Raw genomic sequence first — 26,247 nt, 5'->3', positions numbered from 1 at the left:
TTCCGTACTACTGACGTGACTGGTACCATCGAACTGCCGGAAGGCGTAGAGATGGTAATGCCGGGCGACAACATCAAAATGGTTGTTACCCTGATCCACCCGATCGCGATGGACGACGGTCTGCGTTTCGCAATCCGTGAAGGCGGCCGTACCGTTGGTGCGGGCGTTGTTGCTAAAGTTCTGAGCTAATTACGCGTTAATTAGTTTCGAATTAAAAAGGGCGCTTAGGCGCCCTTTTTGCTGCCCGTAATTTGAGTTCGAAATATTTAGTCGTAATTTCGCTCGCTGAACTGTGGCGCAAATAAAATTGTGCTATTGTAATCATAACTATTCTCATTTACACTTTGCGCAGAATTTGAACGGGAGTAATCATGTACGTTTGTTTGTGTAATGGTGTAAGTGACAAAAAAATTCGCCAGGCAGTCCGTCAGTTTCATCCTCAGTCTTTCCAACAATTACGCAAGTTTATTCCTGTGGGAAATCAATGCGGTAAGTGCATTCGCGCCGCACGCGAAGTGATGCAGGACGAATTGATGCAGATGCCCGAATTTAAAGAGATTGCCTGAAGCTCACGCTTATTTTTTGACATCCCGCTAGCCCCATCTACGCTCTAATAGTGGAAGCGGAGGGACTATAAAATGAAAGGTGATGTTAAAATCATAAATTATCTCAATAAACTATTGGGAAATGAGCTTGTCGCGATCAATCAGTATTTTCTTCATGCCCGTATGTTTAAAAACTGGGGCCTGATGCGCCTTAATGATGTCGAATACCATGAATCTATCGATGAGATGAAGCACGCCGATAAATATATCGAGCGTATTTTGTTCTTAGAAGGGATCCCTAACTTACAGGATTTAGGCAAGCTAGGGATCGGTGAAGATGTCGAAGAGATGCTGCAATCCGACCTGCGATTAGAGCTGGAAGGTGCGAAGGATCTTCGTGAGGCTATCGCTTATGCCGACAGCGTTCATGACTATGTTAGCCGCGATATGATGATCGAGATCCTTGCTGATGAAGAAGGTCATATCGACTGGCTCGAAACTGAACTGGATCTCATCGGTAAAATCGGCCTGCAAAATTATCTGCAATCACAAATTAAAGTTAAAGATTAATAGCCTGACAGCAGACTATCCCAGCCTACAATGAAACCCGCAGCTGCCAGAAATGGCCCAAAAGGCAGCGGGTTTTTTAATGATTCTTTTCCTCTCATGAGCAGACCAATAACTACGGCTCCGCAAGCGAAGGAGGCGGCAAGGAAAACCAGCCGTGGCAAAAAGGCCCATGTATGCCAGGCGCCAAGGGCGGCGACAAACTTCACATCACCATAGCCTAATCCTTCTTTATGACGCAGTATGCGATATCCCCAGTAAATGACAGCGAATGTGCCGTAACCAATAATCGCCCCCCATAACGCATCGGCTAAACCGTCAGGATGACAAAACTGATAGAACAAAAGACCTGACCAGAGTAACGGGCAGGTAAACCTGTCAGGTAACAAGCCATGCTTTGCATCCCAGAAAAAAAGTAGGACTGATAAGCAAACGTACAAAATCAGAAAGGGAAGGGTAGCGACCATAAAACATCCTCTGTAATTGGAGTATCACCATCGAATAACTCCGGATACTCAGCAACAGAGAAATCGCTGATTTGTTAACCAGGTTCCGGTGAAAAACGCTATCTTCACGACCTTACAAATTTCGTGGAATGCAGCTCGCAATCTGTGCGTTGCGATTAATTTCTACCCGATGCTTGCGTCAATCTCAGATTTGCGTATAATGCGCGGGCTTGTCGTAGTTGACAGCAGGTTCAATCTGAACCTCAGTTAGCCGAATTTGGCTACCTAACAATGCTCCCAATCGGGGGGCTACGTAAGAACGGTTACACTCTCCCATCAATCGTAATGGGTCTGAGGAGTAATCATTTTCGTTTATAAAATAATTGGAGCTCTGGTCTCATGCAGAACCAAAGAATCCGTATCCGCCTGAAAGCGTTTGATCATCGTCTGATCGATCAAGCAACCGCGGAAATCGTCGAGACTGCCAAGCGCACTGGTGCGCAGGTCCGTGGTCCGATCCCGCTGCCGACACGCAAAGAGCGCTTCACTGTTCTGATCTCTCCGCACGTCAACAAAGACGCGCGCGATCAGTACGAAATCCGTACTCACTTGCGTCTGGTTGACATCGTTGAGCCAACCGAGAAAACCGTTGATGCTCTGATGCGTCTGGATCTGGCTGCCGGTGTAGACGTGCAGATCAGCCTGGGTTAATCAGGTCATTGAGCGATTGAGAGGTTGAAACAATGATTGGTTTAGTCGGTAAAAAAGTGGGTATGACCCGTATCTTCACAGAAGACGGCGTTTCTATCCCAGTAACCGTAATCGAAGTTGAAGCAAACCGCGTTACTCAGGTTAAAGACCTGGCTAACGATGGCTACCGTGCTATTCAGGTAACCACCGGTGCTAAAAAAGCTAACCGTGTGACCAAGCCTGAAGCTGGCCACTTCGCTAAAGCTGGCGTAGAAGCTGGCCGTGGTCTGTGGGAATTCCGCCTGGCTGAAGGCGAAGAGTTCACTGTAGGTCAGAGCATTAGCGTTGAACTGTTTGCTGACGTTAAAAAAGTTGACGTAACTGGCACCTCTAAAGGTAAAGGTTTCGCAGGTACCGTTAAGCGCTGGAACTTCCGTACCCAGGACGCAACCCACGGTAACTCCTTGTCTCACCGCGTTCCGGGTTCTATCGGTCAGAACCAGACTCCGGGCAAAGTGTTCAAAGGCAAGAAAATGGCAGGTCAGATGGGTAACGAACGTGTAACCGTTCAGAGCCTTGACGTAGTACGCGTTGACGCTGAGCGCAACCTGCTGCTGGTTAAAGGTGCTGTCCCGGGTGCAACCGGTAGCGACCTGATCGTTAAACCAGCTGTGAAGGCGTAAGGAGATAGCAATGGAATTAGTATTGAAAGACGCGCAGAGCGCGCTGACTGTTTCCGAAACTACCTTCGGTCGTGATTTCAACGAAGCGCTGGTTCACCAGGTTGTTGTTGCTTATGCAGCCGGTGCTCGTCAGGGTACTCGTGCTCAGAAGACTCGTGCTGAAGTAACTGGTTCCGGTAAAAAACCGTGGCGCCAGAAAGGCACCGGCCGTGCGCGTTCTGGTTCTATCAAGAGCCCGATTTGGCGTTCTGGTGGCGTGACCTTCGCTGCTCGTCCGCAGGACCACAGTCAAAAAGTTAACAAGAAGATGTACCGCGGCGCGCTGAAAAGCATCCTGTCCGAACTGGTACGTCAGGATCGTCTGATCGTTGTCGAGAAGTTCTCTGTAGAAGCACCGAAAACCAAGCTGCTGGCACAGAAACTGAAAGACATGGCTCTGGAAGATGTGCTGATCATCACCGGTGAGCTGGACGAGAACCTGTTCCTGGCTGCGCGCAACCTGCACAAGGTTGACGTACGCGATGCAACTGGTATCGACCCGGTTAGCCTGATCGCCTTCGACAAAGTCGTAATGACTGCTGATGCTGTTAAGCAAGTTGAGGAGATGCTGGCATGATTCGTGAAGAACGTCTGCTGAAGGTGCTGCGTGCACCGCACGTTTCTGAAAAAGCGTCTACTGCGATGGAAAAATCCAACACCATCGTACTCAAAGTTGCTAAAGACGCGACCAAAGCAGAAATCAAAGCTGCTGTGCAGAAACTGTTTGAAGTCGAAGTCGAAGTCGTTAACACCCTGGTAGTTAAAGGGAAAGTTAAACGTCACGGACAGCGTATCGGTCGTCGTAGCGACTGGAAAAAAGCTTACGTCACCCTGAAAGAAGGCCAGAATCTGGACTTCGTTGGCGGCGCTGAGTAAGTCGGAGGAGTAATACAATGGCAGTTGTTAAATGTAAACCGACATCTCCGGGTCGTCGCCACGTTGTTAAAGTGGTTAACCCTGAGCTGCACAAGGGCAAACCTTTTGCTCCGTTGCTGGAAAAAAACAGCAAATCCGGTGGTCGTAACAACAATGGCCGTATCACCACTCGTCATATCGGTGGTGGCCACAAGCAGGCTTACCGTATTGTTGACTTCAAACGCAACAAAGACGGTATCCCGGCAGTTGTTGAACGTCTTGAGTACGATCCGAACCGTTCCGCGAACATCGCGCTGGTTCTGTACAAAGACGGTGAACGCCGTTACATCCTGGCCCCTAAAGGCCTGAAAGCTGGCGACCAGATTCAGTCTGGCGTTGATGCTGCAATCAAACCAGGTAACACCCTGCCGATGCGCAACATCCCGGTTGGTTCTACTGTTCACAACGTAGAAATGAAACCAGGTAAAGGCGGTCAGCTGGCACGTTCCGCTGGTACTTACGTTCAGATCGTTGCTCGTGATGGTGCTTATGTCACCCTGCGTCTGCGTTCTGGTGAAATGCGTAAAGTAGAAGCAGACTGCCGTGCAACTCTGGGCGAAGTTGGCAATGCTGAGCATATGCTGCGCGTTCTGGGTAAAGCAGGTGCTGCACGCTGGCGTGGTGTTCGTCCGACCGTTCGCGGTACCGCGATGAACCCGGTAGACCACCCACATGGTGGTGGTGAAGGTCGTAACTTTGGTAAGCACCCGGTAACTCCGTGGGGCGTTCAGACCAAAGGTAAGAAGACCCGCAGCAACAAGCGTACTGATAAATTCATCGTACGTCGCCGTAGCAAATAATTTTAGAGGATAAGCCATGCCACGTTCTCTCAAGAAAGGTCCTTTTATTGACCTGCACTTGCTGAAGAAGGTAGAGAAAGCGGTGGAAAGCGGAGACAAGAAGCCCCTGCGCACTTGGTCCCGTCGTTCAACGATCTTTCCTAACATGATCGGTTTGACCATCGCTGTCCATAATGGTCGTCAGCACGTTCCGGTATTTGTAACCGACGAAATGGTCGGCCACAAACTGGGTGAATTCGCACCGACTCGTACTTATCGCGGCCACGCTGCTGATAAAAAAGCGAAAAAGAAATAAGGTAGGAGGAAGAGATGGAAACTATCGCTAAACATCGCCATGCTCGTTCTTCTGCTCAGAAGGTTCGCCTTGTTGCTGACCTGATTCGCGGTAAGAAAGTGTCGCAGGCTCTGGATATTTTGACCTACACCAACAAGAAAGCGGCTGTACTGGTCAAGAAAGTTCTGGAATCTGCCATTGCTAACGCTGAACACAACGATGGCGCTGACATTGACGATCTGAAAGTTACGAAAATTTTCGTAGACGAAGGCCCGAGCATGAAGCGCATTATGCCGCGTGCAAAAGGTCGTGCAGATCGCATCCTGAAGCGCACCAGCCACATCACTGTGGTTGTGTCCGATCGCTGAGACTCTGGAGACTAGCAATGGGTCAGAAAGTACATCCTAATGGTATTCGCCTGGGTATTGTAAAACCATGGAACTCTACCTGGTTTGCGAACACCAAAGAATTCGCTGACAACCTGGACAGCGATTTTAAAGTACGTCAGTACCTGACAAAGGAACTGGCTAAAGCGTCCGTATCTCGTATCGTTATCGAGCGTCCGGCTAAGAGCATTCGTGTAACCATTCACACTGCTCGCCCGGGTATCGTTATCGGTAAAAAAGGTGAAGACGTAGAAAAACTGCGTAAGGTCGTAGCGGACATCGCTGGCGTTCCTGCACAGATCAACATCGCCGAAGTTCGTAAGCCTGAACTGGACGCAAAACTGGTTGCTGACAGCATCACTTCTCAGCTGGAACGTCGCGTTATGTTCCGTCGTGCTATGAAGCGTGCTGTACAGAACGCAATGCGTCTGGGCGCTAAAGGTATTAAAGTTGAAGTTAGCGGCCGTCTGGGCGGCGCGGAAATCGCACGTACCGAATGGTACCGCGAAGGTCGCGTACCGCTGCACACTCTGCGTGCTGATATCGACTACAACACCTCTGAAGCGCACACCACTTACGGTGTAATCGGCGTTAAAGTGTGGATCTTCAAAGGCGAGATCCTGGGTGGTATGGCTGCTGTTGAACAACCGGAAAAACCGGCTGCTCAGCCTAAAAAGCAGCAGCGTAAAGGCCGTAAATAAGGAGCGTCGCTGATGTTACAACCAAAGCGTACAAAATTCCGTAAAATGCACAAAGGCCGTAACCGCGGTCTGGCGCAGGGTACGGATGTTAGCTTCGGCAGCTTCGGTCTGAAAGCTGTTGGCCGTGGTCGTCTGACTGCACGTCAGATCGAAGCAGCACGTCGTGCTATGACCCGTGCAGTTAAGCGTCAAGGTAAGATCTGGATCCGTGTGTTCCCGGACAAACCGATCACTGAAAAGCCGCTGGCAGTGCGTATGGGTAAAGGTAAAGGTAACGTGGAGTATTGGGTTGCCTTGATTCAGCCGGGTAAAGTCCTGTATGAAATGGACGGTGTTCCGGAAGAGCTGGCCCGTGAAGCATTCAAGCTGGCAGCAGCGAAACTGCCGATTAAAACCACCTTTGTAACTAAGACGGTGATGTAATGAAAGCAAAAGAGCTGCGTGAGAAGAGCGTTGAAGAGCTGAACACCGAGCTGCTGAACCTGCTGCGTGAGCAGTTCAACCTGCGTATGCAGGCTGCAAGTGGCCAGCTGCAACAGTCTCACCTGTTGAAGCAAGTGCGTCGCGATGTCGCACGCGTTAAGACTTTACTGAACGAGAAGGCGGGTGCGTAATGACCGATAAAATCCGTACTCTGCAAGGTCGCGTTGTTAGCGACAAAATGGAGAAATCCATTGTTGTTGCTATCGAACGTTTTGTGAAACACCCGATCTACGGTAAATTCATCAAGCGTACGACCAAACTGCACGTACATGACGAGAACAACGAATGCGGTATCGGTGACGTGGTTGAAATCCGCGAATGCCGTCCGCTGTCCAAGACTAAATCCTGGACGCTGGTTCGCGTTGTAGAGAAAGCGGTTCTGTAATACAGTACACTCTCTCGATACGAATAAACGGCTCAGAAATGAGCCGTTTATTTTTTCTACCCATATCCTTGAAGCGGTGTTATAATGCCGCGCCCTCGATATGGGGATTTTTAACGACCTGATTTTCGGGTCTCAGTAGTAGTTGACATTAGCGGAGCACTAAAATGATCCAAGAACAGACTATGCTGAACGTCGCCGACAACTCCGGTGCACGTCGCGTAATGTGTATCAAGGTTCTGGGTGGCTCGCACCGTCGCTACGCAGGCGTAGGCGACATCATCAAGATCACCATCAAAGAAGCAATTCCGCGTGGTAAGGTCAAAAAAGGTGATGTGCTGAAGGCGGTAGTGGTGCGCACCAAGAAGGGTGTTCGTCGCCCGGACGGTTCTGTCATTCGCTTCGATGGTAATGCTTGTGTTCTTCTGAACAACAACAGCGAGCAGCCTATCGGTACGCGTATTTTTGGGCCGGTAACTCGTGAGCTTCGTAGTGAGAAGTTCATGAAAATTATCTCTCTGGCACCAGAAGTACTCTAAGGAGCGAATCATGGCAGCGAAAATCCGTCGTGATGACGAAGTTATCGTGTTAACCGGTAAAGATAAAGGTAAACGCGGTAAAGTTAAGAATGTCCTGTCTTCCGGCAAGGTCATTGTTGAAGGTATCAACCTGGTTAAGAAACATCAGAAGCCGGTTCCGGCCCTGAACCAACCAGGTGGCATCGTTGAAAAAGAAGCCGCTATTCAGGTTTCCAACGTAGCAATCTTCAATGCGGCAACCGGCAAGGCTGACCGTGTAGGCTTTAGATTCGAAGACGGCAAAAAAGTCCGTTTCTTCAAGTCTAACAGCGAAACTATCAAGTAATTTGGAGTAGTACGATGGCGAAACTGCATGATTACTACAAAGACGAAGTAGTTAAAAAACTCATGACTGAGTTTAACTACAATTCTGTCATGCAAGTCCCTCGGGTCGAGAAGATCACCCTGAACATGGGTGTTGGTGAAGCGATCGCTGACAAAAAACTGCTGGATAACGCAGCAGCAGACCTGGCAGCAATCTCCGGTCAAAAACCGCTGATCACCAAAGCACGCAAATCTGTTGCAGGCTTCAAAATCCGTCAGGGCTATCCGATCGGCTGTAAAGTAACTCTGCGTGGCGAACGCATGTGGGAGTTCTTTGAGCGCCTGATCACTATTGCTGTACCGCGTATCCGTGACTTCCGTGGCTTGTCCGCTAAGTCTTTCGACGGTCGTGGTAACTACAGCATGGGTGTCCGTGAGCAGATCATCTTCCCAGAAATCGACTACGATAAAGTCGACCGCGTTCGTGGTTTGGATATTACCATTACCACTACTGCGAAATCTGACGAAGAAGGCCGTGCTCTGCTGGCTGCCTTTGACTTCCCGTTCCGCAAGTAAGGTAGGGTTACTAAATGGCTAAGCAATCAATGAAAGCACGCGAAGTAAAACGCGTAGCTTTAGCTGATAAATACTTCGCGAAACGCGCTGAACTGAAAGCGATCATCTCTGATGTGAACGCTTCCGACGAAGATCGTTGGAATGCTGTTCTCAAGCTGCAGACTCTGCCGCGTGATTCCAGCCCGTCTCGTCAGCGTAACCGCTGCCGTCAAACAGGTCGTCCGCATGGTTTCCTGCGGAAGTTCGGGTTGAGCCGTATTAAGGTCCGTGAAGCCGCTATGCGCGGTGAAATCCCGGGTCTGAAAAAGGCTAGCTGGTAATTGTCACCAATTGAATCACGGGAGTAAAGACAGATGAGCATGCAAGATCCGATCGCGGATATGCTGACCCGTATCCGTAACGGTCAGGCCGCGAACAAAGCTGCGGTCACCATGCCTTCCTCCAAGCTGAAAGTGGCAATCGCCAACGTGCTGAAGGAAGAAGGTTTTATTGAAGATTTTAAAGTTGAAGGCGACACCAAGCCTGAACTGGAACTTACTCTGAAGTATTTCCAGGGCAAAGCTGTTGTAGAAAGCATTCAGCGTGTCAGCCGCCCAGGTCTGCGCATCTATAAACGTAAAGATGAGCTGCCGAAAGTTATGGCGGGTCTGGGTATCGCAGTTGTTTCTACCTCTAAAGGTGTTATGACTGATCGTGCAGCGCGCCAGGCTGGTCTTGGTGGCGAAATTATCTGCTACGTAGCCTAATCGGAGGAAAAAATGTCTCGTGTTGCTAAAGCACCGGTCGTTGTTCCTGCCGGCGTTGATGTAAAAATCAACGGTCAGGTTATTACGATCAAAGGTAAAAACGGCGAGCTGACTCGTACTCTCAACGATGCTGTTGAAGTTAAACATGCAGATAATACCCTGACCTTCGGTCCGCGTGATGGTTACGCAGACGGTTGGGCTCAGGCTGGTACCGCGCGTGCCCTGCTGAACTCAATGGTTATCGGTGTTACCGAAGGCTTCACTAAGAAGCTGCAGCTGGTTGGTGTAGGTTACCGTGCAGCGGTTAAAGGCAATGTGATTAACCTGTCTCTGGGTTTCTCTCATCCTGTTGACCATCAGCTGCCTGCGGGTATCACTGCTGAATGTCCGACTCAGACTGAAATCGTGCTGAAAGGCGCTGATAAGCAGATGATCGGCCAGGTTGCAGCGGATCTGCGCGCCTACCGTCGTCCTGAGCCTTACAAAGGCAAGGGTGTTCGTTACGCCGACGAAGTCGTGCGTACCAAAGAGGCTAAGAAGAAGTAAGGTAACACTATGGATAAGAAATCTGCTCGTATCCGTCGTGCGACCCGCGCACGCCGCAAGCTCCAGGAGCTGGGCGCAACTCGCCTGGTGGTACATCGTACCCCGCGTCACATTTACGCACAGGTAATTGCACCGAACGGTTCTGAAGTTCTGGTAGCTGCTTCTACTGTAGAAAAAGCTATCGCTGAACAACTGAAGTACACCGGTAACAAAGACGCGGCTGCAGCTGTGGGTAAAGCTGTCGCTGAACGCGCTCTGGAAAAAGGCATCAAAGATGTATCCTTTGACCGTTCCGGGTTCCAATATCATGGTCGTGTCCAGGCACTGGCAGATGCTGCCCGTGAAGCTGGCCTTCAGTTCTAAGGTAGAGGTGTAAGATGGCTCACATCGAAAAACAAGCTGGCGAACTGCAGGAAAAGCTGATCGCGGTAAACCGCGTATCTAAAACCGTTAAAGGTGGTCGTATTTTCTCCTTCACAGCTCTGACTGTAGTTGGCGATGGTAACGGTCGCGTTGGTTTTGGTTACGGTAAAGCGCGTGAAGTTCCAGCAGCGATCCAGAAAGCGATGGAAAAAGCCCGTCGCAATATGATTAACGTCGCGCTGAATAACGGCACTCTGCAACACCCTGTTAAAGGTGTTCATACGGGTTCTCGCGTATTCATGCAGCCGGCTTCCGAAGGTACCGGTATCATCGCCGGTGGTGCAATGCGCGCCGTTCTGGAAGTCGCTGGGGTTCATAACGTTCTGGCTAAAGCGTATGGTTCCACCAACCCGATTAACGTGGTTCGTGCAACTATCGATGGCCTGGAAAATATGAATTCTCCAGAAATGGTCGCTGCCAAGCGTGGTAAATCCGTTGAAGAAATTCTGGGGAAATAAACCATGGCAAAGACTATTAAAATTACTCAAACCCGCAGTGCAATCGGTCGTCTGCCGAAACACAAGGCAACGCTGCTTGGCCTGGGTCTGCGTCGTATTGGTCACACCGTAGAGCGCGAGGATACTCCTGCTATTCGCGGTATGATCAACGCGGTTTCCTTCATGGTTAAAGTTGAGGAGTAAGAGATGCGTTTAAATACTCTGTCTCCGGCCGAAGGCTCCAAAAAGGCGGGTAAACGCCTGGGTCGTGGTATCGGTTCTGGCCTCGGTAAAACCGGTGGTCGTGGTCACAAAGGTCAGAAATCTCGTTCTGGCGGTGGCGTACGTCGCGGTTTCGAGGGTGGTCAGATGCCTCTGTACCGTCGTCTGCCGAAATTCGGCTTCACTTCTCGTAAAGCAGCGATTACAGCCGAAGTTCGTCTGTCTGACCTGGCTAAAGTAGAAGGCGGTGTTGTAGACCTGAACACGCTGAAAGCGGCTAACATTATCGGTATCCAGATCGAGTTCGCGAAAGTGATCCTGGCTGGCGAAGTAACTACTCCGGTAACTGTTCGTGGCCTGCGTGTTACTAAAGGCGCTCGTGCTGCTATCGAAGCTGCTGGCGGTAAAATCGAGGAATAAGTAGCAGATGGCTAAACAACCGGGATTAGATTTTCAAAGTGCCAAAGGTGGCTTAGGCGAGCTGAAACGCAGACTGCTGTTTGTTATCGGTGCGCTGATTGTGTTCCGTATTGGCTCTTTTATTCCGATCCCTGGTATTGATGCCGCTGTACTTGCCAAACTGCTTGAGCAACAGCGAGGCACCATCATTGAGATGTTTAACATGTTCTCTGGTGGTGCTCTCAGCCGTGCTTCTATCTTTGCTCTGGGGATCATGCCGTATATTTCGGCGTCGATCATTATCCAGCTGCTGACGGTGGTTCACCCAACGTTGGCAGAAATTAAGAAAGAAGGGGAGTCTGGTCGTCGTAAGATCAGCCAGTACACCCGTTACGGTACTCTGGTGCTGGCAATATTCCAGTCGATCGGTATTGCTACCGGTCTGCCGAATATGCCTGGTATGCAAGGCCTGGTTATTAACCCGGGCTTTGCATTCTACTTCACCGCTGTTGTAAGTCTGGTCACAGGAACGATGTTCCTGATGTGGTTGGGCGAACAGATCACTGAACGAGGTATCGGCAACGGTATTTCAATCATTATCTTCGCCGGTATTGTCGCGGGACTCCCGCCAGCCATTGCCCATACTATCGAGCAAGCGCGTCAAGGCGACCTGCACTTCCTCGTGTTGCTGTTGGTTGCAGTATTAGTATTTGCAGTGACGTTCTTTGTTGTATTTGTTGAGCGTGGTCAACGCCGCATTGTGGTAAACTACGCAAAACGTCAGCAAGGTCGTCGTGTCTATGCTGCACAGAGCACACATTTACCGCTGAAAGTGAATATGGCGGGGGTAATCCCGGCAATCTTCGCTTCCAGTATTATTCTGTTCCCGGCTACCATCGCGTCATGGTTCGGGGGCGGTACTGGTTGGAACTGGCTGACAACAATTTCGCTGTATTTGCAGCCTGGGCAACCGCTTTATGTGTTACTCTATGCGTCTGCAATCATCTTCTTCTGTTTCTTCTACACGGCGTTGGTTTTCAACCCGCGTGAAACAGCAGATAACCTGAAGAAGTCCGGTGCATTTGTACCAGGAATTCGTCCGGGAGAGCAAACGGCGAAGTATATCGATAAAGTTATGACCCGCCTGACCTTGGTTGGTGCGCTGTACATTACCTTTATCTGCCTGATCCCGGAGTTCATGCGTGATGCAATGAAAGTACCGTTCTACTTCGGTGGGACCTCACTGCTTATCGTTGTTGTCGTGATTATGGACTTTATGGCTCAAGTGCAAACTCTGATGATGTCCAGTCAGTATGAGTCTGCATTGAAGAAGGCGAACCTGAAAGGCTACGGCCGATAATTGGTCGCCCGAGAAGTTACGGAGAGTAAAAATGAAAGTTCGTGCTTCCGTCAAGAAATTATGCCGTAACTGCAAAATCGTTAAGCGTGATGGTGTCATCCGTGTGATTTGCAGTGCCGAGCCGAAGCATAAACAGCGCCAAGGCTGATTTATTCGCATATTTTTCTTGCAAAGTTGGGTTGAGCTGGCTAGATTAGCCAGCCAATCTTTTGTATGTCTGTGCGTTTCCATTTGAGTATCCTGAAAACGGGCTTTTCAGCATGGAACGTACATATTAAATAGTAGGAGTGCATAGTGGCCCGTATAGCAGGCATTAACATTCCTGATCATAAGCATGCCGTAATCGCATTAACTTCGATTTATGGCGTCGGCAAGACCCGTTCTAAAGCCATCCTGGCTGCAGCGGGTATCGCTGAAGATGTTAAGATCAGTGAGCTGTCTGAAGGACAAATCGACACGCTGCGTGACGAAGTTGCCAAATTTGTCGTTGAAGGTGATCTGCGCCGTGAAATCAGCATGAGCATCAAGCGCCTGATGGATCTTGGTTGCTATCGCGGTTTGCGTCATCGTCGTGGTCTACCGGTTCGCGGTCAGCGTACCAAGACCAACGCACGTACCCGTAAGGGTCCGCGCAAACCGATCAAGAAATAATCGGGGTGATTGAATAATGGCAAAGGCACCAATTCGTGCACGTAAACGTGTAAGAAAACAAGTCTCTGACGGCGTGGCTCATATCCATGCTTCTTTCAACAACACCATCGTGACTATCACTGATCGTCAGGGTAACGCGTTGGGTTGGGCAACAGCCGGTGGTTCCGGTTTCCGTGGTTCTCGCAAATCCACTCCGTTTGCAGCTCAGGTTGCAGCAGAGCGTTGCGCTGACGCCGTGAAAGAATACGGTATCAAGAATCTGGAAGTTATGGTTAAAGGTCCGGGTCCAGGCCGCGAATCTACTATTCGTGCTCTGAACGCCGCAGGTTTCCGCATCACTAACATTACTGATGTGACTCCGATCCCTCATAACGGTTGTCGTCCGCCGAAAAAACGTCGCGTATAACGCTTCGTTTTCCAGGTTTGTTGGAGAAAGAAAATGGCAAGATATTTGGGTCCTAAGCTCAAGCTGAGCCGTCGTGAGGGCACCGACTTATTCCTTAAGTCTGGCGTTCGCGCGATCGATACCAAGTGTAAAATTGAACAAGCTCCTGGCCAGCACGGTGCGCGTAAACCGCGTCTGTCTGACTATGGTGTGCAGTTGCGTGAAAAGCAAAAAGTTCGCCGTATCTATGGTGTGCTGGAGCGTCAGTTCCGTAACTACTACAAAGAAGCAGCACGTCTGAAAGGCAACACCGGTGAAAACCTGTTGGCTCTGCTGGAAGGTCGTCTGGACAACGTTGTATACCGTATGGGCTTCGGTGCCACTCGTGCAGAAGCACGTCAGCTGGTTAGCCATAAAGCAATTATGGTAAACGGTCGTGTTGTTAACATCGCTTCTTATCAGGTTAGTCCGAATGACGTTGTAAGCATTCGTGAGAAAGCGAAGAAGCAGTCTCGCGTGAAAGCCGCTCTGGAGCTGGCTGAGCAGCGTGAAAAGCCAACCTGGCTGGAAGTTGATGCTGGCAAGATGGAAGGTACGTTTAAGCGTAAGCCGGAGCGTTCTGATCTGTCTGCGGACATTAACGAACACCTGATCGTCGAGCTTTACTCCAAGTAAAGCTTAGTACCAAAGAGAGGACACAATGCAGGGTTCTGTGACAGAGTTTCTAAAACCGCGCCTGGTTGATATCGAGCAAGTGAGTTCGACGCACGCCAAGGTGACCCTTGAGCCTTTAGAGCGTGGCTTTGGCCATACTCTGGGTAACGCACTGCGCCGTATTCTGCTCTCATCGATGCCGGGTTGCGCGGTGACCGAGGTTGAGATTGATGGTGTACTACATGAGTACAGCACCAAAGAAGGCGTTCAGGAAGATATCCTGGAAATCCTGCTCAACCTGAAAGGGCTGGCGGTGAGAGTTCAGGGCAAAGATGAAGTTATTCTTACCTTGAATAAATCTGGCATTGGCCCTGTGACTGCAGCCGATATCACCCACGACGGTGATGTCGAAATCGTCAAGCCGCAGCACGTGATCTGCCACCTGACCGATGAGAACGCGTCTATTAGCATGCGTATCAAAGTTCAGCGCGGTCGTGGTTATGTGCCGGCTTCTACCCGAATTCATTCGGAAGAAGATGAGCGCCCAATCGGCCGTCTGCTGGTCGACGCATGCTACAGCCCTGTAGAGCGTATTGCCTACAATGTTGAAGCAGCGCGTGTAGAACAGCGTACCGACCTGGACAAGCTGGTCATCGAAATGGAAACCAACGGCACAATCGATCCTGAAGAGGCGATTCGTCGTGCGGCAACCATTCTGGCTGAACAACTGGAAGCTTTCGTTGACTTACGTGATGTACGTCAGCCGGAAGTGAAAGAAGAGAAACCAGAGTTCGATCCGATCCTGCTGCGCCCTGTTGACGATCTGGAATTGACTGTCCGCTCTGCTAACTGCCTTAAAGCAGAAGCTATCCACTATATCGGTGATCTGGTACAACGTACCGAGGTTGAGCTCCTTAAAACGCCTAACCTTGGTAAAAAATCTCTTACTGAGATTAAAGACGTGCTGGCTTCCCGTGGACTGTCTCTGGGTATGCGCCTGGAAAACTGGCCACCGGCAAGCATCGCTGACGAGTAACCGGATCACAGGTTAAGGTTTTACTGAGAAGGATAAGGTCATGCGCCATCGTAAGAGTGGTCGTCAACTGAACCGCAACAGCAGCCATCGCCAGGCTATGTTCCGCAATATGGCAGGTTCACTGGTTCGTCATGAAATCATCAAGACGACTCTGCCTAAAGCGAAAGAGCTGCGCCGCGTAGTTGAGCCGCTGATTACTCTTGCCAAGACTGATAGCGTTGCTAATCGTCGTCTGGCATTCGCCCGTACTCGTGATAACGAGATCGTGGCAAAACTGTTTAACGAACTGGGCCCGCGTTTCGCGAGCCGTGCCGGTGGTTACACTCGTATTCTGAAGTGTGGCTTCCGTGCAGGCGACAACGCGCCGATGGCTTACATCGAGCTGGTTGATCGTTCAGAGAAAGCAGAAGCTGCTGCAGAGTAATCTGAAGCAACGTAAAAAAACCCGCCCCGGCGGGTTTTTTTATATCTGTAGTATCCCCACTTATCTACAATAGCTGTACTCTTTTTGTTCATCCCCTGGAGTATTTATGTGGTTACTTGACCAGTGGGCAGAGCGCCATATTACTGAAGCACAGGCTAAAGGTGAGTTTGAAAATCTCCCAGGCAGTGGTGAACCATTAATCCTGGAAGATGACACACACGTGCCGCCGGAACTGCGTGCGGGCTATCGCTTGTTAAAGAATTCCGGCTGTTTACCGCCAGAACTTGAGCAGCGGAAGGAAGCAATTCAGCTTCTGGATATTCTCAGAGGCATTCGTCAGGATGATCCGAAATATCAAGAGGTTAGCCGCCAGTTATCTTTACTGGAGTTAAAACTGCGGCAAGCAGGTTTGAGCACTGAATTTTTACGTGGCGAATATGCAGATAAGCTTCTGAATAAAATTAATGACAACTGAGAGATAATTTATGTATCGCATTGGTGAGTTGGCAAAACTGGCAGAAGTTACGCCCGACACAATACGTTATTACGAAAAACAGCAGATGATGGATCATGAAGTTCGTACGGTAGGAGGCTTTCGTCTGTATACCGAAAGCGATCTCCAACGGTTGAAATTTATTCGGCATGCTAGACAACTTGGTTTCAGTCTCGAGTCGATCCGTGAGTTGCTGTCGATCCGTATCGATCCTGAACATCATACTTGTCAGGAATCAAAAGGTATTGTGCAGGAAAGATTACAGGAAGTGGAAGCGCGGATAGCCGAGTTGCAGAGCATGCAGCGTTCCTTGCAACGTCTTAACGATGCCTGTTGTGGTAGCGCCCATAGCAGCGTTTATTGCTCTATCCTTGAAGCTCTTGAACAAGGAGCCAGCGGTGTCAAAGCAGGTTGTTGATTTTTTGCACTGACGGGATTACACTCGCGCCGTTAAATAACCAACTGGAGTTTTTATGAGCCGATATCAGCATACGAAAGGGCAGATAAAGGATAATGCGATTGAAGCATTACTACATGACCCTTTGTTCAGACAGCGTGTAGAAAAAAATAAAAAAGGGAAAGGCAGTTATATGCGAAAAGGAAAACATGGCAATCGGGGTAACTGGGAGGCCAGTGGCAAGAAAGTAAATCACTTTTTTACCACTGGCCTTCTGCTTTCAGGCGCTTGTTAAGATCGGTTATTTTGCTCTTTCAGCAAATCACGAATCTCTGTCAGTAATACTTCTTCTTTAGTTGGTGCAGGTGCTGCTGCAGGTTCTTCTTTCTTACGATTCAGTTTGTTGATTAGCTTAATCGCCATAAAGATGGCAAAGGCCACAATCAGAAAATCAAAGACGTTTTGAATGAAGACACCGTAATGCATCACAACAGCAGGGATATCCCCCTGCGCATCGCGTAGCGTGACAGCAAACTGTTTAAAATCGATCCCGCCAATTAATAAGCCCAAAGGTGGCATGATGATATCGGCAACCAGCGAAGAGACGATCTTCCCGAATGCCGCACCGATAATGACACCCACCGCCAAATCCACCACGTTCCCGCGCATCGCAAATTCGCGAAATTCTTTAATAATGCTCATGTTATTCTCCCTATGAAGCCGACAACCATAAGTCTAACAAATGTTAAGCTATTTTCCTGCCAGGAATGAATTTAATTAATCCTTGATATTCAAAGGGAAATAATAAGGCGTCATTAGACGCCTTATTAATTACAAAAAGAAAGGACTTGGCTGGAAGAGTCTTTCGACGTCGGTAATAAACTTTTTATCTGTGAGGAACATAATTACGTGATCGCCTTGCTCAATGCGCAGATTGTCATTGGCAATCATCACGTCGTTTCCACGTACCACCGCTCCAATAATCGTTCCTGGCGGTAGCTTGATTTCATCAATGACTCTGCCGACAACGCGCGAGGTGCTTTCATCACCGTGAGCAACGGCTTCAATAGCTTCTGCTACGCCGCGGCGCAATGAGGAAACACCAACAATATCTGCTTTTCGCACATGACTAAGCAACGCAGAAATAGTTGCTTGTTGTGGTGAAATCGCAATATCGATCACGCTCCCCTGAACCAGATCCACATAAGCGCGACGCTGGATCAATACCATCACCTTTTTCGCACCCATACGTTTGGCGAGCATGGCTGACATGATATTGGCCTCGTCATCGTTGGTGACGGCAATAAACAGATCAACTTGATCGATATGTTCTTCGGCCAGCAGTTCTTGATCCGACGCATCACCAAAAAAGACGATCGTATTCTGCAACTTTTCCGCCAGTTCGGCAGCGCGCTGCTGATTACGTTCGATGAGTTTGACGCTGTAATCTTTTTCCAGACGACGCGCCAGCCCTGCACCGATATTACCGCCACCAACCAGCATGATCCGCTTATACGGTTTTTCCAGTCGCTGTAATTCACTCATCACCGCGCGTATATGCTGCGAGGCGGCAATAAAGAACACTTCATCACCGGCTTCAACAATGGTCGAACCTTGCGGGCGGATAGGACGGTCGTGGCGGAAAATTGCCGCCACGCGGGTATCGATATGTGGCATATGCTCGCGCATGGTCGAAAGCGCATTACCAATAAGCGGGCCACCATAATAGGCTTTTACCACTGCAAGGCTAACTTTGCCCTCAGCGAAGTTCACCACCTGCAATGCGCCGGGATACTCAATCAGTCGGTAAATATTATCGATAACCAACTGCTCTGGTGCGATCAGATGATCAATCGGTACAGCATCTGAATGAAATAGCTTATCGGCATCGCGCACGTAGTCTGGTGAGCGGATACGAGCGATGCGATTAGGGGTGTTGAAAAGTGAGTAGGCTACCTGGCAGGCAACCATATTGGTTTCATCTGAACTGGTTACAGCAACCAGCATATCGGCATCGTCGGCACCTGCCTCCCGCAATACGCGTGGATGAGAGCCATGCCCCTGCACGACTCGCAGGTCAAATTTATCCTGCAAGGTCCGCAGACGCTCACCGTTGGTATCGACAACAGTAATATCGTTGTTCTCGCCAACCAGGTTTTCCGCCAGTGTGCCGCCAACCTGACCGGCACCCAGAATGATAATTTTCATCAGTCGCGACCCGTTATGTCATCACTTTTTGATTAGCTTAGCGTAAAAGAAGCCGTCGCCCTCTTCGGCACCAGGCAGATTTTGCTTACCCGGTTGTTCTGGTGTTCCGGTGTCGCAAAGTTCGGCATCAGCGGTACGTTGCAAAAAGGCTTTAACCTGCAGGCTATTCTCTTCCGGTAACACCGAACAGGTGGCATAGACCAGGGTTCCACCGGATTTTAAATGCGGCCAAATGGCGTCGAGAATTTCAGACTGCAGTTGCGCGAGTTCCGGGATATCGCGATCACGACGTAACCACTTGATATCCGGATGGCGACGAATCACACCCGTTGCTGAACAAGGCGCATCTAATAAAATGCGATCAAACTGTTGCGCGCCACACCATTGGGAAGGGTAGCGGCCATCACCTTGTTTCACGGTCGCCTTCATACCAAGGCGTTTTAAATTGTCGTAAACGCGAGAGAGGCGTTGCTCATCAATATCGACCGCCAGAACTTGTGCCTCTGGAGCAACCTCAAGAATATGCGTAGTTTTACCGCCCGGGGCGGCGCAAAGATCCAGAATGTGTTCACCGTTTTGTGGCGCAAGCCAGGTCATGCAACCTTGTGCTGATGCATCCTGAACGGTAACCCATCCGTCTTCAAAACCGGGTAGCGCATGAACAGGTGCAGGTGTTTCCAGCCGTACAGCATCAGGGTAATCCGCATGCGGGAAACCTTTCATTCCTGCTTCATCCAGCAATGCAAGCCAGCTGTCGCGGGAATGATGCGTACGATTAACGCGCAGCCACATTGGCGGACGCTGGTTATTGGCTTCGACGATGGATTGCCACTGCTCTGGATACGCTTTTTGCAGACGCTTCAGCAACCAGGAAGGATGCAGATAACGTGCATCACTGGCATTAAACTCGGCTAATAACTCTTCTTGCTGACGCTGGAACTGACGTAATACACCGTTAATCAACCCTTTAAGTTGCGGGCGCTTAATTGCGACAGCGCCTTCAACCGTTTCAGCCAGTGCAGCATGCGGTGGAATGCGGGTATAAAGCAGTTGATACAAACCAACCATAATCAGGTAATGCACGGTCCGCTGTTTGCCGGTCATCGGACGGGCCATTAACTTATTAATCAGCCAGTCTAACTGTGAAAGCGTGCGCAGTACGCCAAAGCACAACTCTTGAAGAAGTGCTTTGTCTTTATCGGAAACTTTTTGTTGGAGCGGTGGCAAAATGTTGCTTAATGATTGCCCTTGCTCGACGACTTGTTCAACGGCCTGGGCCGCCATGCTACGTAAATTACGTTGTTTTTTCATAAGTATAAAAATGCCCGGCAAGACCGGGCTTAGAAGAGTGGACTATCAGGCCAGACGCTTGCCCGGAATAAACCATTCCCGACGAGAATTCAGGAGGTCTTGTGCGCTCATCGCTTTCTTACCCGCAGGTTGCAACGAGAGCAGATTCAGGATGCCATTACCAGTCGCGACCTGAATGCCTTGTTTGTTGGCTTCAAGGATCGTTCCTGGGGCAGCGTTGGTTACCGTATCAATGATCGACGCTTTCCAGACTTTAACCGGCTGTCCTTCAATTTCCAGCCAGCTCATTGGCCATGGATTGAAAGCGCGAATGCAGCGTTCAAGCTGCGCTGCCGAAAGTGACCAGTCAATACGCGCTTCTTCTTTACTCAACTTTTCGGCGTAAGTAACAAGAGTTTCGTCCTGAACTTCTGGTTTCGCCGTGCCGTCTGCCAGTTGTTTCAATGTGGCGATAAGCCCTTGTGGGCCAAGCTCTGCCAGTTTGTCATATAACGTGCCGCTGGTATCTTCTGCGGTAATCGGGCAGGAGAGTTTATAGAGCATGTCGCCCGTGTCTAAACCGACATCCATTTGCATAATGGTCACGCCGGTTTCTGTATCGCCCGCCCACAGCGAACGTTGGATTGGCGCGGCGCCGCGCCAGCGTGGCAGCAGTGAACCATGAACGTTGATACAGCCAAGACGCGGCATCTCCAGCACTGCTTTAGGCAGAATTAAGCCATAGGCGACGACGACCATAACATCAGCCTGCAGATCGGCGACCAGTTGCTGGTTTTCTTGTGGACGCAGGGAAACAGGTTGAAAAACCGGTAACCCTTTCTCTTCTGCCAGCACTTTAACCGGGCTGGGCATTAGTTTTTTACCGCGACCTGCCGGTCGGTCCGGTTGGGTGAACACGCCGACAACGTTATGTCCAGAAGACAACAGCGCGTCGAGATGACGCGCTGCAAAGTCAGGTGTACCCGCAAAAATAATACGTAGTGATTCTGACACGTTAGTTCTTATCCTTAAGCCCGGGCTTTCAGACGATCCAGTTTTTCAACTTTCTGACGAATACGTTGTTGTTTCAGTGGTGACAGATAATCCATAAACAGTTTGCCGACCAGGTGATCCATCTCATGCTGAATGCAGATGGCTAACAGACCATCTGCTTCCAGTTCAAATGGTTTACCGTCGCGGTCCAGGGCGCGAATTTTAACTTTCTCTGCGCGTGGCACTAAAGCACGTTGTTCAGGGATCGACAGGCAACCTTCTTCAATGCCTGTTTCGCCGCTTTTTTCTAAAAGCTCCGGATTGATTAACACCAGCCGTTCGTCACGGTTTTCCGAAACATCAATAACAATGATACGTTGATGGATATCAACCTGGGTTGCCGCCAGGCCAATACCTTCTTCTGCGTACATCGTCTCGAACATATCATCGACGATACGCTGAATTTCTGCATTCACTTCTTCTACCGGTTTAGCAACTTTGCGAAGCCGCTCGTCCGGAATATGTAACACTTGCAAAACTGACATAAATCTCCAGAGATGTGTTCAGGAGTTAGAAAGATTATTTCTTCTATTCTAGACAAATCCCCCTCTGATTGACAGCATCACTGACCAATCGCAAAGATTGCTAAGGCTGCTTATGGCAGGGAGATAAGGATGGTCGATACAGAAATTTGGCTGCGTTTAATGAGCATCAGCAGCTTGTACGGCGATGATATGGTCCGTATAGCTCACTGGCTGGCAGAACAGCCAAATATTGATGCGGTTGTATTGCAGCAAACAGGGCTTACATTGCGGCAGGCACAGCGCTTTCTTTCATTTCCGCGAAAGAGTATCGAAAGCTCACTTTGTTGGTTGGAGCAACCCAACCATCATTTAATCCCTGCGGACAGCGAATTTTATCCTCCTCAACTTATTGCAACGGCTGATTATCCAGGTGCACTATTTGTTGCTGGTGATCTACAGGCGCTGCAATCATTTCAGTTGGCCGTAGTGGGAAGCCGGGCGCATTCATGGTATGGCGAACGGTGGGGGCGGCTGTTATGTGAGGCGCTGGCGGCGCGAGGCGTGACAATTACCAGTGGGCTGGCGCGCGGAATCGATGGTGTAGCGCATAAAGCGGCCTTGCAGGTAAATGGCGTCAGTGTTGCTGTGCTGGGGAATGGGCTCAATACAATTCATCCGCGTCGCCATGCCCGACTGGCGACCAGTCTGCTTGAACATGGTGGGGCTCTTGTCTCGGAATTTCCCCTTGATACCCCTCCTCTTGCTTACAATTTCCCGCGAAGAAATCGCATTATCAGTGGTCTAAGTAAAGGTGTACTGGTGGTGGAAGCGGCTTTGCGCAGTGGTTCACTGGTGACAGCGCGTTGTGCGCTTGAGCAGGGACGTGAAGTCTTTGCTTTGCCCGGTCCATTAGGGAGTCCCGGAAGTGAAGGCCCCCACTGGCTTATAAAACAAGGTGCGATTCTTGTGACGGAACCGGAAGAAATTCTGGAAAATTTGCAATATGGATTGCACTGGTTGCCAGATGCCCCTGAAAAATCATTTTATTCACCAGATCAGGAAGACGTGGCATTGCCATTTCCTGAGCTCCTGGCTAACGTAGGAGATGAGGTAACACCTGTTGACGTCGTCGCTGAACGTGCCGGCCAACCTGTGCCAGAGGTAGTTACTCAACTACTTGAACTGGAGTTAGCAGGATGGATCGCAGCTGTACCCGGCGGCTATGTCCGATTGAGGAGGGCATGCCATGTTCGACGTACTAATGTATTTGTTTGAAACCTATATTCACACTGAAGCTGAGTTGCGTGTGGATCAAGACAAACTTGAACAGGATCTTACCGACGCAGGTTTTGAGCGAGAAGATATCTACAATGCCCTGCTATGGCTGGAAAAACTTGCTGATTATCAGGAAGGGTTGGCAGAACCGATGCAACTGGCCTCGGATCCTCTCTCCATGCGTATTTATACACCGGAAGAGTGTGAACGACTGGATGCCAGCTGCCGTGGGTTTCTGCTTTTCCTTGAGCAGATTCAGGTGCTCAACCTTGAAACTCGTGAAATGGTGATAGAGCGAGTGCTTGCGCTGGATAACGCAGAGTTCGAACTGGATGATCTGAAATGGGTGATCCTGATGGTGTTGTTCAACATCCCGGGCTGCGAAAATGCGTACCAGCAAATGGAAGAATTACTCTTTGAAGTGAATGAAGGTATGCTGCATTAATCATTTCTTTAATTCAGCATAAGTTGTTATGGCGAAATCAGCACTGTTCACGGTGCGTAATAATGAGTCCTGCCCAAAGTGCGGGGCTGAACTGGTTATTCGATCCGGGAAACACGGTCCGTTTCTTGGGTGCTCACAGTATCCGGCGTGTGACTACGTCCGTCCTCTGAAATCTTCAGCGGATGGGCATATCGTCAAAGTTCTGGAGGGGCAGGTTTGCCCTGCATGTGGCGCAAATCTGGTATTACGCCAGGGACGCTTTGGTATGTTTATTGGTTGCAGTAACTATCCAGAATGCGAACATACCGAACTTATCGATAAACCGGACGAAACAGCAATTACCTGTCCTCAATGTCGGACGGGCCATCTGGTCCAGCGCCGCTCCCGTTACGGCAAAACATTTCACTCCTGTGATCTCTACCCTGAGTGTCAATTTGCTATTAACTTCAAACCAATAGCCGGAGAGTGCCCTGAGTGTCATTATCCGCTACTCATCGAAAAGAAAACCGCGCAGGGTGTTAAACATTTCTGTGCCAGTAAACAATGTGGAAAGCCGGTTTCGGCGGAATAATAACGTGAATAATAACCTGCAAGGAGACGCTATCGCAGCTGCGATAGATGTCCTCAATGAAGAACGTGTCATCGCCTATCCAACGGAAGCCGTTTTTGGTGTCGGCTGCGATCCTGATAGCGAAACAGCAGTGATGCGGCTGTTGGATTTAAAACAGCGTCCGGTTGATAAGGGGCTGATTTTAATCGCGGCAAATTACGAGCAGCTTAAACCCTATATTGATGACAGCATGCTGACTGGCGCGCAGCGTGAAACCATTTTTTCTCGCTGGCCTGGTCCTGTCACCTTTGTCTTTCCCGCGCCTGCGACAACACCACGATGGTTGACGGGCCGCTTTGATTCGCTTGCTGTACGAGTCACCGACCATCCATTGGTGGTTGCTTTGTGCCAGGCTTATGGTAAACCGCTGGTTTCTACCAGTGCCAACTTGAGTGGATTGCCACCTTGTCGAACAATAGAGGAAGTTCACGCACAGTTTGGTGCTGATTTCCCGGTTGTGCGAGGTGAAACGGGCGGTCGTTTAAATCCTTCAGAAATTCGTGATGCCCTGACGGGTGAACTGTTTCGACAGGGGTAACATAATGGAAACCTATGCTGTTTTTGGTAATCCGATAGCCCACAGCAAATCGCCATTCATTCATCAGCAATTTGCTCAGCAACTGAATATTGAACATCCCTATGGCCGCGTGCTGGCGCCCATCAATGATTTCATCAACACGCTAAACGCTTTCTTTAGTGCTGGTGGTAAAGGTGCGAATGTGACAGTGCCTTTTAAAGAAGAGGCTTTTGCCAGAGCGGATGAGTTTACTGAACGGGCAGCGTTGGCTGGTGCTGTTAATACCCTCAAGCGGTTAGAAGATGGACGCCTGCTGGGTGACAATACCGATGGTATAGGCTTGTTAAGCGATCTGGAACGTCTGTCTTTTATTCGCTCCGGTTTACGTATTCTGCTTATCGGCGCTGGTGGGGCATCTCGTGGGGTATTACTGCCGCTTCTCTCTCTGGACTGTGCGGTGACAATCACTAACCGAACGGTTTCTCGCGCGGAAGAGTTGGCTAAATTGTTTGCGCACACTGGTAGTGTTCAGGCGTTGGGTATGGACGAACTGGACGGTCACGAGTTCGATCTTATTATTAACGCGACATCCAGTGGCATTAGTGGAGATGTTCCGGCGATCCCGGCATCGCTCGTCCATTCAGGTATTTGTTGTTATGACATGTTCTACCAGAAGGGAAAAACGCCCTTTCTGGCATGGTGTGAACAGCAAGGCTCAAAACGTAATGCGGATGGATTGGGGATGTTAGTGGCGCAGGCGGCTCATGCCTTCCTTCTCTGGCACGGTGTTCTGCCTGACGTAGAACCAGTTATAAAGCAATTGCAGGAGGAGTTGTCCGCGTGAATCAGGCCATCCAGTTTCCAGACAGGGAAGAGTGGAGCGAGAGTAAAAAATGCGTTTGTTTTCCAGCTCTTGTAAATGGTATGCAGCTCACTTGCGCTATTACTGGAGAGAGTCTGGCGAACCGCTTTGCAGGAGATACGCCAGAACAGTGGTTAGCGAATTTTCGTCAGCATCGCTGGGACCTGGAGGAAGAAGCGGAAAACTTAATTCAGGAACAAAGTGAAGATGATCAAGGTTGGGTCTGGTTACCCTGATCCAGATATTCGTCCTTCCATTTCACGTAATTATTTGCGGAATAGCGTAACCCAGCCTTCTCTTCATCACTTAACGGGCGGATCTGTTTGACGGGGCTACCGAGATACAGATATCCGCTCTCCAGTCGTTTATTTTGTGGGACCAGGCTACCCGCACCAATCATCACATCATCTTCTACTATTGCGCCATCAAGTAAAATTGAGCCCATCCCAACCAAAACTCGATTGCCAATGGTGCAGCCGTGGAGCATCACTTTATGTCCAACCGTAACGTCTTCACCGACGATCAACGGATTGCCTTGTGGATTAGCCGTTGATTTATGGGTCACGTGTAAGACGCTACCATCCTGAATATTAGTGCGGGCACCGATTTGTACATAATTCACATCGCCACGAATCACAACGAGCGGCCAGATCCCCACATCATCAGCCAGGCGGGCGTCACCAATAACCACACTACTACTGTCGATCATTACGCGCTGACCGATTTGTGGAAAAAGATCGCGGTATGGGCGTAAAACATCAGACATACTTACCTCAGCAATAAATGATTTACTAATGACTTTGGGGGCATTATTGGCCTTGTGCAAGTCTTTTAGTATGCAAAAAAGCACCGTTTTGTGTGTGAATGCAGCAAAAAGGGTGAAAAAACAACAAACAGAAAAAAAGATCAAAAAAGTACTTGTGCAAAAAATTGGGATCCCTATAATGCGCCTCCGTTGAGACGACAACGTGAAACGCTTCACAAGATGGTCGTAACAACAAAGAGAAAAATCCTGAAATTC

Annotated in this window: 46 protein-coding genes and 1 pseudogene; 40 read left to right on the top strand and 7 right to left on the bottom strand. The window is 49.6% G+C overall.

Going from position 1 to position 26,247, the window contains the following annotated elements; all coding sequences use genetic code 11:
• The 3 genes and pseudogenes from tuf to bfr all read left to right on the top strand — a co-directional run.
• Window positions 1–189, top strand: a pseudogene (gene tuf, locus D9736_RS22220) (elongation factor Tu); the annotation flags it as partial.
• Between the two features lie 182 nt (window positions 190–371).
• Entirely contained in the window at window positions 372–566 is a 195-nt protein-coding gene (gene bfd / locus D9736_RS22215; protein ID WP_000289090.1) for a bacterioferritin-associated ferredoxin, read from the top strand.
• 72 nt (window positions 567–638) lie between these two features.
• Window positions 639–1,115, top strand: a complete 477-nt coding sequence (gene bfr, locus D9736_RS22210; RefSeq protein ID WP_000675515.1) for a bacterioferritin — start codon at window positions 639–641, stop codon at window positions 1,113–1,115.
• Here bfr and D9736_RS22205 read toward each other — a convergent pair.
• Complete coding sequence (locus D9736_RS22205) at window positions 1,112–1,579, bottom strand: A24 family peptidase (protein WP_130259172.1); 468 nt, start codon at window positions 1,577–1,579, stop codon at window positions 1,112–1,114. The genes bfr and D9736_RS22205 overlap by 4 nt on opposite strands.
• Before the next feature lie 378 nt (window positions 1,580–1,957).
• Between D9736_RS22205 and rpsJ the strand changes: the two genes are divergently transcribed.
• The 31 genes from rpsJ to arfA all read left to right on the top strand — a co-directional run bounded on the left by rpsJ (window position 1,958) and on the right by arfA (window position 16,797).
• On the top strand, window positions 1,958–2,269 hold the full coding sequence (rpsJ, locus tag D9736_RS22200; RefSeq protein WP_001181004.1) for a 30S ribosomal protein S10: 312 nt from the start codon (window positions 1,958–1,960) through the stop codon (window positions 2,267–2,269).
• A gap of 32 nt (window positions 2,270–2,301) precedes the next feature.
• Window positions 2,302–2,931 carry a 50S ribosomal protein L3 gene (gene rplC / locus D9736_RS22195; RefSeq protein WP_000579833.1) on the top strand — a complete coding sequence of 210 codons (630 nt, stop codon included), beginning with the start codon at window positions 2,302–2,304 and terminating at the stop codon, window positions 2,929–2,931.
• A 10-nt stretch (window positions 2,932–2,941) separates the two neighbouring features.
• Window positions 2,942–3,547, top strand: a complete 606-nt coding sequence (gene rplD / locus D9736_RS22190; RefSeq protein WP_000424395.1) for a 50S ribosomal protein L4 — start codon at window positions 2,942–2,944, stop codon at window positions 3,545–3,547.
• Window positions 3,544–3,846, top strand: a complete 303-nt coding sequence (rplW, locus tag D9736_RS22185; protein ID WP_000617544.1) for a 50S ribosomal protein L23 — start codon at window positions 3,544–3,546, stop codon at window positions 3,844–3,846. The genes rplD and rplW overlap by 4 nt, the downstream gene beginning before the upstream one ends.
• A 17-nt stretch (window positions 3,847–3,863) precedes the next feature.
• The gene (gene rplB / locus D9736_RS22180) at window positions 3,864–4,685 is read left to right on the top strand and encodes a 50S ribosomal protein L2 (protein ID WP_000301864.1); all 822 of its coding nucleotides are present in this window, start codon (window positions 3,864–3,866) and stop codon (window positions 4,683–4,685) included.
• Between the two features lie 16 nt (window positions 4,686–4,701).
• On the top strand, window positions 4,702–4,980 hold the full coding sequence (rpsS, locus tag D9736_RS22175) for a 30S ribosomal protein S19 (RefSeq protein WP_001138117.1): 279 nt from the start codon (window positions 4,702–4,704) through the stop codon (window positions 4,978–4,980).
• A 14-nt stretch (window positions 4,981–4,994) separates the two neighbouring features.
• A complete protein-coding gene (gene rplV, locus D9736_RS22170) occupies window positions 4,995–5,327 on the top strand; it encodes a 50S ribosomal protein L22 (RefSeq protein WP_000447529.1) in 333 nt (110 codons plus the stop codon).
• Window positions 5,328–5,344: 17 nt separating this feature from the next.
• A complete protein-coding gene (gene rpsC, locus D9736_RS22165) occupies window positions 5,345–6,046 on the top strand; it encodes a 30S ribosomal protein S3 (RefSeq protein WP_000529945.1) in 702 nt (233 codons plus the stop codon).
• Between the two features lie 12 nt (window positions 6,047–6,058).
• On the top strand, window positions 6,059–6,469 hold the full coding sequence (gene rplP / locus D9736_RS22160) for a 50S ribosomal protein L16 (protein WP_000941212.1): 411 nt from the start codon (window positions 6,059–6,061) through the stop codon (window positions 6,467–6,469).
• Window positions 6,469–6,660: a 50S ribosomal protein L29 gene (gene rpmC, locus D9736_RS22155; protein WP_000644741.1), complete on the top strand. Its 192-nt coding sequence runs from the start codon at window positions 6,469–6,471 to the stop codon at window positions 6,658–6,660. The genes rplP and rpmC overlap by 1 nt, the downstream gene beginning before the upstream one ends.
• Window positions 6,660–6,914 (top strand): 30S ribosomal protein S17, encoded by a 255-nt coding sequence (rpsQ, locus tag D9736_RS22150; RefSeq protein WP_000130100.1) that lies wholly within the window; start codon window positions 6,660–6,662, stop codon window positions 6,912–6,914. Before rpmC ends, rpsQ begins: the two co-directional genes overlap by 1 nt.
• Before the next feature lie 164 nt (window positions 6,915–7,078).
• The gene (gene rplN, locus D9736_RS22145) at window positions 7,079–7,450 is read left to right on the top strand and encodes a 50S ribosomal protein L14 (protein ID WP_000613955.1); all 372 of its coding nucleotides are present in this window, start codon (window positions 7,079–7,081) and stop codon (window positions 7,448–7,450) included.
• A gap of 10 nt (window positions 7,451–7,460) precedes the next feature.
• Window positions 7,461–7,775: a 50S ribosomal protein L24 gene (rplX, locus tag D9736_RS22140; RefSeq protein ID WP_000729185.1), complete on the top strand. Its 315-nt coding sequence runs from the start codon at window positions 7,461–7,463 to the stop codon at window positions 7,773–7,775.
• A gap of 14 nt (window positions 7,776–7,789) precedes the next feature.
• Window positions 7,790–8,329: a 50S ribosomal protein L5 gene (rplE, locus tag D9736_RS22135; RefSeq protein ID WP_001096200.1), complete on the top strand. Its 540-nt coding sequence runs from the start codon at window positions 7,790–7,792 to the stop codon at window positions 8,327–8,329.
• A 14-nt stretch (window positions 8,330–8,343) separates the two neighbouring features.
• On the top strand, window positions 8,344–8,649 hold the full coding sequence (rpsN, locus tag D9736_RS22130) for a 30S ribosomal protein S14 (RefSeq protein ID WP_001118930.1): 306 nt from the start codon (window positions 8,344–8,346) through the stop codon (window positions 8,647–8,649).
• A gap of 33 nt (window positions 8,650–8,682) precedes the next feature.
• The gene (gene rpsH, locus D9736_RS22125) at window positions 8,683–9,075 is read left to right on the top strand and encodes a 30S ribosomal protein S8 (protein ID WP_000062611.1); all 393 of its coding nucleotides are present in this window, start codon (window positions 8,683–8,685) and stop codon (window positions 9,073–9,075) included.
• A 12-nt stretch (window positions 9,076–9,087) separates the two neighbouring features.
• Window positions 9,088–9,621: a 50S ribosomal protein L6 gene (gene rplF / locus D9736_RS22120; RefSeq protein ID WP_064524927.1), complete on the top strand. Its 534-nt coding sequence runs from the start codon at window positions 9,088–9,090 to the stop codon at window positions 9,619–9,621.
• Window positions 9,622–9,630: 9 nt separating this feature from the next.
• The gene (rplR, locus tag D9736_RS22115; RefSeq protein ID WP_000358960.1) at window positions 9,631–9,984 is read left to right on the top strand and encodes a 50S ribosomal protein L18; all 354 of its coding nucleotides are present in this window, start codon (window positions 9,631–9,633) and stop codon (window positions 9,982–9,984) included.
• A 14-nt stretch (window positions 9,985–9,998) separates the two neighbouring features.
• On the top strand, window positions 9,999–10,502 hold the full coding sequence (gene rpsE / locus D9736_RS22110) for a 30S ribosomal protein S5 (protein WP_000940121.1): 504 nt from the start codon (window positions 9,999–10,001) through the stop codon (window positions 10,500–10,502).
• Window positions 10,503–10,505: 3 nt separating this feature from the next.
• A complete protein-coding gene (gene rpmD, locus D9736_RS22105) occupies window positions 10,506–10,685 on the top strand; it encodes a 50S ribosomal protein L30 (RefSeq protein ID WP_001140433.1) in 180 nt (59 codons plus the stop codon).
• 3 nt (window positions 10,686–10,688) lie between these two features.
• Window positions 10,689–11,123, top strand: a complete 435-nt coding sequence (gene rplO / locus D9736_RS22100) for a 50S ribosomal protein L15 (RefSeq protein WP_001238917.1) — start codon at window positions 10,689–10,691, stop codon at window positions 11,121–11,123.
• Window positions 11,124–11,130: 7 nt separating this feature from the next.
• Complete coding sequence (gene secY, locus D9736_RS22095) at window positions 11,131–12,462, top strand: preprotein translocase subunit SecY (RefSeq protein WP_001118861.1); 1,332 nt, start codon at window positions 11,131–11,133, stop codon at window positions 12,460–12,462.
• Window positions 12,463–12,493: 31 nt separating this feature from the next.
• A complete protein-coding gene (gene rpmJ / locus D9736_RS22090; protein ID WP_000868187.1) occupies window positions 12,494–12,610 on the top strand; it encodes a 50S ribosomal protein L36 in 117 nt (38 codons plus the stop codon).
• Window positions 12,611–12,756: 146 nt separating this feature from the next.
• Window positions 12,757–13,113, top strand: a complete 357-nt coding sequence (rpsM, locus tag D9736_RS22085) for a 30S ribosomal protein S13 (protein WP_000090775.1) — start codon at window positions 12,757–12,759, stop codon at window positions 13,111–13,113.
• Window positions 13,114–13,129: 16 nt separating this feature from the next.
• Window positions 13,130–13,519 carry a 30S ribosomal protein S11 gene (gene rpsK, locus D9736_RS22080; RefSeq protein WP_001029684.1) on the top strand — a complete coding sequence of 130 codons (390 nt, stop codon included), beginning with the start codon at window positions 13,130–13,132 and terminating at the stop codon, window positions 13,517–13,519.
• A 33-nt stretch (window positions 13,520–13,552) separates the two neighbouring features.
• Window positions 13,553–14,173 (top strand): 30S ribosomal protein S4, encoded by a 621-nt coding sequence (gene rpsD, locus D9736_RS22075; RefSeq protein ID WP_000135224.1) that lies wholly within the window; start codon window positions 13,553–13,555, stop codon window positions 14,171–14,173.
• 25 nt (window positions 14,174–14,198) lie between these two features.
• Window positions 14,199–15,188: a DNA-directed RNA polymerase subunit alpha gene (rpoA, locus tag D9736_RS22070; protein ID WP_001162094.1), complete on the top strand. Its 990-nt coding sequence runs from the start codon at window positions 14,199–14,201 to the stop codon at window positions 15,186–15,188.
• A 40-nt stretch (window positions 15,189–15,228) separates the two neighbouring features.
• A complete protein-coding gene (rplQ, locus tag D9736_RS22065) occupies window positions 15,229–15,612 on the top strand; it encodes a 50S ribosomal protein L17 (protein WP_001216368.1) in 384 nt (127 codons plus the stop codon).
• Window positions 15,613–15,718: 106 nt separating this feature from the next.
• A complete protein-coding gene (locus tag D9736_RS22060) occupies window positions 15,719–16,087 on the top strand; it encodes a DUF1992 domain-containing protein (protein ID WP_130217608.1) in 369 nt (122 codons plus the stop codon).
• Between the two features lie 10 nt (window positions 16,088–16,097).
• Entirely contained in the window at window positions 16,098–16,523 is a 426-nt protein-coding gene (zntR, locus tag D9736_RS22055; protein WP_130217606.1) for a Zn(2+)-responsive transcriptional regulator, read from the top strand.
• Between the two features lie 55 nt (window positions 16,524–16,578).
• Window positions 16,579–16,797 carry an alternative ribosome-rescue factor ArfA gene (gene arfA / locus D9736_RS22050; protein WP_000092696.1) on the top strand — a complete coding sequence of 73 codons (219 nt, stop codon included), beginning with the start codon at window positions 16,579–16,581 and terminating at the stop codon, window positions 16,795–16,797.
• Here the strand turns inward: arfA and mscL are convergent.
• The 5 genes from mscL to def all read right to left on the bottom strand — a co-directional run bounded on the left by mscL (window position 16,794) and on the right by def (window position 21,538).
• Window positions 16,794–17,204 (bottom strand): large-conductance mechanosensitive channel protein MscL, encoded by a 411-nt coding sequence (gene mscL, locus D9736_RS22045; RefSeq protein ID WP_000022442.1) that lies wholly within the window; start codon window positions 17,202–17,204, stop codon window positions 16,794–16,796. The genes arfA and mscL overlap by 4 nt on opposite strands.
• Window positions 17,205–17,333: 129 nt before the next feature.
• A complete protein-coding gene (gene trkA / locus D9736_RS22040) occupies window positions 17,334–18,710 on the bottom strand; it encodes a Trk system potassium transporter TrkA (protein WP_000691382.1) in 1,377 nt (458 codons plus the stop codon).
• A 21-nt stretch (window positions 18,711–18,731) separates the two neighbouring features.
• Window positions 18,732–20,021 carry a 16S rRNA (cytosine(967)-C(5))-methyltransferase RsmB gene (gene rsmB, locus D9736_RS22035; RefSeq protein WP_130259171.1) on the bottom strand — a complete coding sequence of 430 codons (1,290 nt, stop codon included), beginning with the start codon at window positions 20,019–20,021 and terminating at the stop codon, window positions 18,732–18,734.
• A 45-nt stretch (window positions 20,022–20,066) separates the two neighbouring features.
• Entirely contained in the window at window positions 20,067–21,014 is a 948-nt protein-coding gene (gene fmt, locus D9736_RS22030) for a methionyl-tRNA formyltransferase (RefSeq protein ID WP_130259170.1), read from the bottom strand.
• A gap of 14 nt (window positions 21,015–21,028) precedes the next feature.
• Window positions 21,029–21,538 carry a peptide deformylase gene (gene def / locus D9736_RS22025; RefSeq protein ID WP_000114984.1) on the bottom strand — a complete coding sequence of 170 codons (510 nt, stop codon included), beginning with the start codon at window positions 21,536–21,538 and terminating at the stop codon, window positions 21,029–21,031.
• Window positions 21,539–21,667: 129 nt separating this feature from the next.
• Between def and dprA the strand changes: the two genes are divergently transcribed.
• From dprA to D9736_RS21995, 6 genes are read left to right on the top strand one after another with little or no spacing between them, the layout of a single operon-like run.
• Entirely contained in the window at window positions 21,668–22,792 is a 1,125-nt protein-coding gene (dprA, locus tag D9736_RS22020) for a DNA-protecting protein DprA (protein ID WP_130259169.1), read from the top strand.
• A complete protein-coding gene (gene smg, locus D9736_RS22015) occupies window positions 22,764–23,237 on the top strand; it encodes a DUF494 family protein Smg (RefSeq protein ID WP_000460680.1) in 474 nt (157 codons plus the stop codon). Before dprA ends, smg begins: the two co-directional genes overlap by 29 nt.
• A 28-nt stretch (window positions 23,238–23,265) precedes the next feature.
• Window positions 23,266–23,808, top strand: a complete 543-nt coding sequence (locus tag D9736_RS22010) for a type I DNA topoisomerase (protein ID WP_130259168.1) — start codon at window positions 23,266–23,268, stop codon at window positions 23,806–23,808.
• 4 nt (window positions 23,809–23,812) lie between these two features.
• Entirely contained in the window at window positions 23,813–24,385 is a 573-nt protein-coding gene (tsaC, locus tag D9736_RS22005) for an L-threonylcarbamoyladenylate synthase type 1 TsaC (RefSeq protein WP_130259167.1), read from the top strand.
• Between the two features lie 4 nt (window positions 24,386–24,389).
• Window positions 24,390–25,208: a shikimate dehydrogenase gene (gene aroE, locus D9736_RS22000; protein ID WP_130259166.1), complete on the top strand. Its 819-nt coding sequence runs from the start codon at window positions 24,390–24,392 to the stop codon at window positions 25,206–25,208.
• Window positions 25,205–25,462 (top strand): DUF1488 domain-containing protein, encoded by a 258-nt coding sequence (locus D9736_RS21995; protein ID WP_130206869.1) that lies wholly within the window; start codon window positions 25,205–25,207, stop codon window positions 25,460–25,462. Before aroE ends, D9736_RS21995 begins: the two co-directional genes overlap by 4 nt.
• Here the strand turns inward: D9736_RS21995 and D9736_RS21990 are convergent.
• A complete protein-coding gene (locus tag D9736_RS21990; protein WP_130206867.1) occupies window positions 25,438–25,992 on the bottom strand; it encodes a gamma carbonic anhydrase family protein in 555 nt (184 codons plus the stop codon). The genes D9736_RS21995 and D9736_RS21990 overlap by 25 nt on opposite strands.
• Window positions 25,993–26,247 lie beyond the last annotated feature (255 nt).

The sequence above is a fragment of the Escherichia sp. E10V10 genome (genome assembly GCF_004211985.1).
Taxonomy (GTDB): domain Bacteria; phylum Pseudomonadota; class Gammaproteobacteria; order Enterobacterales; family Enterobacteriaceae; genus Escherichia.
The sequence above is the reverse complement of the archived record's forward strand: the minus strand, read 5'-3'. Positions and strand labels throughout refer to the sequence as shown.